This window comes from Stenotrophomonas maltophilia group sp. Smal17 (assembly GCF_030237045.1).
Lineage (GTDB): Bacteria > Pseudomonadota > Gammaproteobacteria > Xanthomonadales > Xanthomonadaceae > Stenotrophomonas > Stenotrophomonas forensis.
Genome location: NZ_JASJSU010000011.1, coordinates 67277 through 74938 on the forward strand (window position 1 = coordinate 67277; position 7662 = coordinate 74938).

A 7662-nucleotide genomic window follows, 5' to 3' on the forward strand; every position below is an offset into this window, starting at 1 on the left:
AGCCCTGCAGAAGAACACCCCCTACAGCACCTGCGGTCGGCACAGCAGGCTGAAGCGCGCGCCACCCAGCGCGGACGACGTCACCTGCAGGCGAAACCCATGCAGCCCCGCAATGGCTGCCACGATCGACAGGCCCAGGCCGAATCCACCGCCCTTGATGGCCTCCGCGCGATGGAAACGCTGGAACACCAGGCTGCGCTCCGTCTCGGGTATGCCCGGCCCGGAATCCTCCACCGCGATGCAGGTCGCGCCGTCTTCCACCCGCGCCGACAGCTGCACGCCGCCGCCCTCCGGTGCGAACCGGATCGCATTGTCGAGCAGGTTGCCGATCGCTTCGAACAACAGGCCGCGATCCCCCATCACGCCCGGCAGATCGGCGTCCAACTCCAGCAACAACACCTGCCCTTTCTCCTCCGCCAGCGGTGCATAGAAGGCGTGGATCTCCTGCAGCAGTGGCTCCGGCGCCAGCGTGGCGAAGCCGGAACGACGCTGGTGATCCTCCAGCTCGGAGATCCGCAGCAGCGCGCGGAAGCGTGCCATCAACGTGTCGGTTTCCTCCAGCACCTGCTCCAGCGCCACTGCCTGCGGGTCGTCCTCCTGCACCTGCTGGCGCATGCGGTACAGCTGCGCACGCACGCGCGTCAGCGGGGTGCGCAGGTCGTGGGCGATGTTGTCACACACTCCTTTGACCTCGGTCATCAGCTGCTCGATGCGGTCGAGCATGGCGTTGACGATGGTCGCCAGCATGTCCAGTTCATCGCGGCGGTTGGCCAACGGCAGCCGCTGGCCCAGATCACCGGCAACGATGCGCGCAGTGGCCTGTTCGATGGCCTGGATGCGTCGCAGCGGCCGCCGTCGCAACAGGTGCCAGCCCAGCAGCCCCGGCACCAGGGTCAGTGAAACGCCCCACAACAGCGCGTCGAGGATCAGGTGATTGACCTCGTTCAACGGCCCGCTGTAGCGCACCAGCACCAGGATGCGGCCGTCACGGGTGGGCATCGCCAGGCCGAAGCCGCGCTTGCCTCGCGCGTTCACATCGGCGATGGGCAATCCGGAAACCGGGTGTGCGCTGCCATCGAGTGGCAGCTGTGCCGGCAGCGACTTCAGCATGCCCGCAAGCGGTTTTCCGTCGGGGGTGAACAGGCCGTAGGCATCAATACCATGCAGGTCGTAGCGGCGGTTCTCGCGCAGCGCCGCGGTCAGCCCATCGCCGGTGAAGTGCTCGAACAGATGTGCGCGTTGCAGCACCGCGGACTGCGCGAGCTCGTCCAGGTACAGCGATACCCGCCAGTACAGCACCCCCAGCAGCACGCACGACCAGGCCACGAACAGCAGGCTGTACAGCCCCAGCAGGCGGCTGCTGGACGAACGCCAGCCGTCAGACAGTTTCGCTGAGGACATAGCCACTGCCGCGCACGGTACGGATCAGCGACGGTGCATCGGCCTGGTCCAGCTTGCGCCGCAGGCGGCCGATATGCACGTCGATGAGGTTGGTGCCCGGGTCGAAGTGGTAGCCCCACACTTCCTCGAACAGCATCATCCGGGTCAGCACCTGCCCGGCGTTGCGCATCAGGTACTCCAGCAGCTTGAACTCGGTCGGCAGCAGGCTCAGGCTGCGCCCGCCACGGTGGGCGGTGCGCGCCAGCAGGTCCAGCTGCAGGTCGCCGACCCGCAGCACGGTCTCGTTGCTGGCCGGCTGCTGGCGGCGACGCAACAGCACTTCCACCCGCGCCGCCATCTCGTCGGAGGCGAACGGCTTGGTCAGGTAGTCGTCGCCACCGGCGCGCAGGCCGCGCACGCGCTCGTCCACGTCGGACAACGCGCTGAGCATCAGCACCGGCGTGGCAACGCCGATCCGCCGCAGCGTGGTGACGATGGCCAGGCCGTCCAGGCCAGGCAGCATGCGGTCCAGCGTGATCACGTCATAGTCGCCGCTGGCCGCGCGCACCAGGCCTTCACGACCATCGGCCACCCAGTCCACGTGCAGGCCATGGCTGCCCAGCTCGGCCACGATTTCCTGGGCAGTGATGGCGTCATCCTCGATGGTCAATACGCGCGACATGGGCACCGCTGGAGTCGAGACTGGCCCATGCTCGCCAAATCAGCCGGCACGGGCAAATGAAACATCCTTCATCCACCACCACGGTGCGGGCCGGTTCAGCCCGTTTCGCCGTCGTCACCCGGCAGCTCGGACAGTTCGCCCTGCACCTGCACGTTGTTGCGGCCCATCGCCTTGGCCCGGTAGCACTGGGCGTCGGCCGCGGCCACAGCCTGGTCGACGCTCATGCCGCCGGCCAGCGGCGCGACACCGATACTGGCACCGACCCGCAGCCGGTCCTGGTCCCAGGGAATGGACAGCGATGCCAGCGTATGCAGCAGCTCGCCACCGATGCGCGCTGCACGGCGCGGCGTGCAGCCGGACAGGATCACCGCGAATTCGTCACCGCCCAGCCGCGCCACCACGTCCGAGTCACGCACGCCATGGCGCAGCACACTGGCCACCGCCCACAGCACGGCATCACCAGCCAGATGGCCCCAGGTGTCGTTGACCGGCTTGAAGCGGTCCAGGTCGATGTACATCAGCGAGGCCGCCTGGCCGGTACGCTCGACACGGGTGATCGCCTGCTGCAGGTGTACTTCGAAACCACGGCGGTTGCTCAGTTCGGTCAGCGGGTCGATCTCGGCCAGGTGCCGCGCCTCGCGCTGGCGCGCACGCTGCTGGGTGTCGTCGCGCAGCACCCAGACCGCACCGCGCACATGGCCTTCGTCATCGCGCAGCCACGCGCGGGTCAGGTCCACCGGTACCGTTGCCGTGCCCAGCCGCAACAGCAGATCGGCATGCAGGTCCACGGCATTGCTTTCCGGGTCCAGCAGCACCGAGACGTCCAGCACCGAACCCGGTGCGTACTCGGTGGTCAGCGCCAGCACGTCCTGCACCTTGTGCCCGGCCAGCGACAGTGCGCCATCGCCGGCCAGCATGCGCACGGCCGCGGCATTGGCATAGTCGATTCGGCCATCCAGGTTGACGCTGAGCACCAGGTCAGCCACCGCATCAAGGGTGAGCCGGCTGCGCTGCTCGCTCTCGAACAAGCGCTGCTCGCTGCTGCGCTGGGCGGTGATGTCCTGGATCTGCGACACGAAATGCACCGGCTGGCCATGCTCGTTGCGCACCAGCGACACCGACAACCGTGTCCAGATCACCCGCCCATCGCGGTCGAGATAGCGTTTTTCCAGGTGGTAGTGGCTGCGCCGCCCGGCCAGCAGGTCGTGCACCAGCGCCAGATCGGCCTGCAGGTCGTCGGGATGGGTCAGGCGCTGGAAATCGACCTGCAGCAGCTCCTCGCGCGGATAACCCAGGATCCGGCACAGCGCGTCGTTCACGTCCAGCCAGCGCCCTTCCAGCGAAACCAGGGCCATGCCCAGCGCGGCGGACGTGAACGCACCGGCGAACTTTTCCGCCGACAGGCGGGCCTCGGCACGGGCCTGCAGGATCTCGGTGATGTCGATGGCCATGCCGACATAGCCGATGCGCACCCCGTTGGCCCCATCCATGCGGCTGATCGACAGGCGCACCTGCCGTGGCTGGCCATCCTTGCGCAGCAAGGTCCACTGCCGCGAGTAGGTCTGCCCGTCGGCACGCGCACTCAGCGCTTCGAACACGCCGGGAAGGTTGCCCTCGGCATCGGCCAGCGGCTGCAGCCAGGCGTTCAGCTCGGCCGGATCATGGAAGGCGTCGAGCCGGCGCTGGCCGACCACCTCCGGAGCGCTGTAGCCCAGCAGGCGCTGCGCACCGGTATTGAACAGGGTGATGGTGCCATCGGTATCGGTGGCGATCACCGCCACCTCGTCGGACGCATCGACCACCGCCTGCAGGCGCTGGCGGGTTTCGGCCGCATCCTGCCGCGCCTGCTGCAGCTCGGTCACGTCGGCATGTGCGCCGGCCATCCACAGCGGCCGGCCCTGCCCATCCCATTCGAAGACCCGGCCGCGGTCCTGGATCCAGATCCACTGGCCGTTCCTGTGCCGCATGCGCAGCAGGCAGGCGTAGTTGTCGCTGCGGCCGGCGAAATGATCCTCCAGCGCGGCATCAGACAACGCGATGTCATCCGGATGTACCAGCTTCAGGAAGGTTTCCTGGCAGATCGGCTGCAGCTCTTCCAGGCGGTAGCCGACGATCTCGGCCCAGCGTGCATTGACCCGCATCTGGCCGGTCTGCACGTTCCATTCCCAGGTACCGGCCGCCGTGCCGTCGATGATCATCGCCAGCCGGCGCCGCTCTTCGGCCAACTCCTGCAGGCGTCGTTCAAGCAGCCCGTTGCCGTTGTTTCCCTGGCCCGCCATCAACCCGTTCCCCCGCCCGCGCAGGCACGCATCTGCCGCAGCGGCGCGCTGCAGCCTGCAACGAAGACGGCGGGTCGTGCTGGCGTCATGGCCCTCCCCAGCGACAGCGGGGGGGCCGAACGCCTCCCCTCAAGCGCCAGTGTGCGCAATCACGGGGAAAACCGACAAGCCCCCCGCCCCGGATCAACCGTGACGGGGGCCACGATCCTCAACTGCGCTTGGCGCGGGCGAAGGCTTCGGCCAGGGCATTGTTGGCCGGTGCCGCCGACGGGCCGGGGCGGCCGCCATTGCCCTGGCCGCGGTTCGGCCCACGGTTCTGGCCGCCCGCGTCACGGCGCGGCCCCTGCCCCTGGCCGCGCTCGTCGCGCTGGCCCGGGCGGCTGGTGGCCTGGCCGGGGGTGTCGTCCAGGCGCCGGGTCAGGGCGATGCGCTTGCGCGCCACGTCCACCTCCAGCACCTTCACCTTGACGATGTCACCGGCCTTGACCACGTCACGCGGGTCTTTCACGAACGTATCAGACAGCGCCGAGATGTGGATCAGGCCGTCCTGGTGCACGCCGATATCGACAAAGGCCCCAAAGGCCGCCACGTTGCTGACCACGCCTTCCAGCACCATGCCCTCGCGCAGGTCCTTGATGTCCTCCACGCCCTCGGCGAAACGCGCCGCCTTGAACTCGGGGCGCGGGTCACGACCCGGCTTCTCCAGTTCCTTGAGGATGTCGCGCACGGTCGGCACGCCGAAGGTGGCATCGGTGAACTGCTCGGCCTTCAGCCCGCGCAGGAAGCTGCCGTCGCCGATCAGCGCCTTGATCGGGCGCGCCGTGCTGGCCACGATGCGCTCCACTACCGGGTAGGCTTCCGGGTGAACGGCCGAGGCATCCAGCGGCTGGTCGCCATCAGCGATGCGCAGGAAGCCGGCGCACTGCTCGAAGGTCTTTTCGCCCAGGCGCGCGACCTTCAGCAGGTCCTTGCGGCGCTTGAACGGGCCGTTGTCGTCCCGATGGCGGACGATGTTCTCGGCCACCGTGGCCGACAGGCCGGACACGCGTGACAGCAGCGCCGCCGAGGCCGTGTTCACGTAGACGCCAACGGCGTTCACGCAATCCTCGACCCGCGCATCCAGCGCCCGCGCCAGGCGGTACTGGTCCACGTCGTGCTGGTACTGGCCGACGCCGATCGCCTTGGGTTCGATCTTGACCAGTTCGGCCAGCGGATCCTGCAGTCGGCGCGCGATCGACACTGCGCCGCGCAGCGACACGTCCAGGCCCGGGAATTCCCTGGCGGCGAACTCGGACGCCGAGTACACCGACGCGCCGGCCTCGCTGACCACCACCTTCTGCAGCTTCGGGTTGGCGGCCGCTTTGATCGCTTCACCGGCCAGCTTGTCGGTCTCGCGGCTGGCGGTGCCGTTGCCGATCGCGATCAGTTCCACGTTGTGCTTGGCGCACAGCTGCTTGATCGTCTGCAGCGACTGGTCCCACTGCCGGCGCGGCTCGTGCGGATAGATGGTGTCGGTCGCGACCAGCTTGCCGGTGGCATCGACCACGGCGATCTTGCAGCCGGTGCGGATGCCCGGGTCCAGGCCCAGCACGGTCTTCGGGCCGGCCGGCGCGGCCAGCAGCAGATCCTTGAGGTTGTCGCCGAAGACTGCGATGGCCTCGGCTTCGGCCTTCTCGCGGGCCTGGTTGAACAGGTCCAGCAACAGGTGGGTGTGCAGCTTGGCGCGCCAGGTCAGGCGGCAGGCATCCAGCAGCCAGCGGTCAGCGGCTCGGCCCTGGTCGGCGATGCCGGCCTTGCGCGCCACGCGCCCTTCGGCGTACTGGTGGCCGACCTCGGCATCGTTGCCCGGGTCCAGCTCCAGGAACAGGATTTCCTCGCGCCGCGCACGGAACAGCGCCAGCAACCGGTGCGACGGGATCTTCGCCAGTGCCTCGGCATGCTCGAAATAGTCGCGGTACTTGGCGCCTTCGGTTTCCTTGCCCTCGGCCACGCGGGCGCGGATCACCCCTGTTTCGCCCAGCCAGGTGCGCAGCTCACCCACCAGCGCGGCGTCTTCGCCCCAGCGCTCCATCAGGATCGCGCGCGCGCCCTCCAGCGCGGCCTTGGTATCGGCCACGCCCTTGTCGGTATCGACGAAGCTGGCAGCAAACACCTGCGGGTCCTGCGTCGGATCGTCCAGCAGGCCATCGGCCAGCGGCTCCAGCCCGGCCTCGCGGGCGATCTGCGCGCGGGTACGGCGCTTGGGCTTGTACGGCAGGTACAGGTCTTCCAGACGGCTCTTGGTATCGGCCGCCAGGATGTCGTTGCGCAGCTCATCGCTGAGCTTGCCCTGCTCGCCGATGCTGGCCAGCACCGCCGCGCGCCGGTCTTCCAGTTCGCGCAGGTAGGTCAGGCGCACTTCCAGGTTGCGCAGCTGGGTGTCATCCAGGCCCCCGGTCACTTCCTTGCGGTAGCGCGCGATGAACGGAACGCTGGCGCCCTCGTCGAGCAGGCCGACGGCGGCACGTACCTGGGCGGACTGGGCACCGATCTCGTCGGCGATGGTCTGGGCGATCTGCTGGGCGAGCGCGCTCTGGGCGTTCTTGGCGTCGTGCATTGCTTCAGGTCTGTGCCGCGTTACGGGAAGACCCCATTCTGGCAACCCACGACGGAGCCGGACAAGGCATTGACAGGCGGCGAGGTTCAGCGGCGTGTCCGGAATGGACGCCGGCATCCTGGCGGAGAGAGGGCTCGGACCGGCCCTGGGCTGGGATGCCGGCGCGGGCGCACGATGGTGGGCGCGCCCTGCCGCGTGTTGCGAAGGTCAGCGGTAGTGGCGGGCGGCGCGCTGCATGACGATGTCGTCACGCATGCTTTCCAGGGCCATCAGGCGGACCTTGCCGACACCCTGCAGTTCCATGAACCGCTCCGTGTAGAACTCCGGCCCCAGCGCGGTGTCGGCGCGGGATTTGCTGAAGCCGTAGGGCACCACGCCCTTCTCGCCATCCTTGCTACCACCGACATAAAGAACGATTGCCATGTGATGTATTCCTCCAAATTGCTACTGCGTACTGCACTCGATGAGCGATGCTGCGAGCTCATCGAGGGAGAGCTTACCGCGTCGAACCTGACTGGAACGTCACGAAGGCTAATGACGATCGGTTGCATGCAGATGACTGCGGGATCGCAGCAGAATGCTTACGGATCTTTAACTTCCGGCTAACGAATCCGCGGCGGATTCCCGCCAACGGCGCAGCCCCTCGTGGCTTGGCCGCGAAATGCGCTTCATGTGATTGGGTCGGTCGGGGTGGGCTCGCGGGACACGCCGTAAACCCGTCCATG

5 protein-coding genes are annotated in these 7662 nt (G+C 68.0%); all 5 read right to left on the bottom strand.

Translation table 11 applies throughout. The features are described 5' to 3' along the window. Positions 1–21: 21 nt before the first annotated feature. Positions 22–1401 (bottom strand): HAMP domain-containing sensor histidine kinase, encoded by a 1380-nt coding sequence (locus QRO93_RS05400; RefSeq protein ID WP_180880213.1) that lies wholly within the window; start codon positions 1399–1401, stop codon positions 22–24. After that, positions 1379–2062, bottom strand: coding sequence for a response regulator transcription factor (locus QRO93_RS05405; protein ID WP_053450133.1), 684 nt, complete (start codon positions 2060–2062; stop codon positions 1379–1381). The genes QRO93_RS05400 and QRO93_RS05405 overlap by 23 nt, the downstream gene beginning before the upstream one ends. A gap of 95 nt (positions 2063–2157) precedes the next feature. Further along, positions 2158–4341, bottom strand: coding sequence for a PAS domain S-box protein (locus QRO93_RS05410; protein ID WP_053450134.1), 2184 nt, complete (start codon positions 4339–4341; stop codon positions 2158–2160). Between the two features lie 208 nt (positions 4342–4549). Further along, positions 4550–6937, bottom strand: coding sequence for a Tex family protein (locus QRO93_RS05415; RefSeq protein WP_180880211.1), 2388 nt, complete (start codon positions 6935–6937; stop codon positions 4550–4552). A 207-nt stretch (positions 6938–7144) separates the two neighbouring features. Continuing rightward, positions 7145–7360, bottom strand: coding sequence for a hypothetical protein (locus QRO93_RS05420; protein WP_006452005.1), 216 nt, complete (start codon positions 7358–7360; stop codon positions 7145–7147). Positions 7361–7662: the final 302 nt, after the last annotated feature.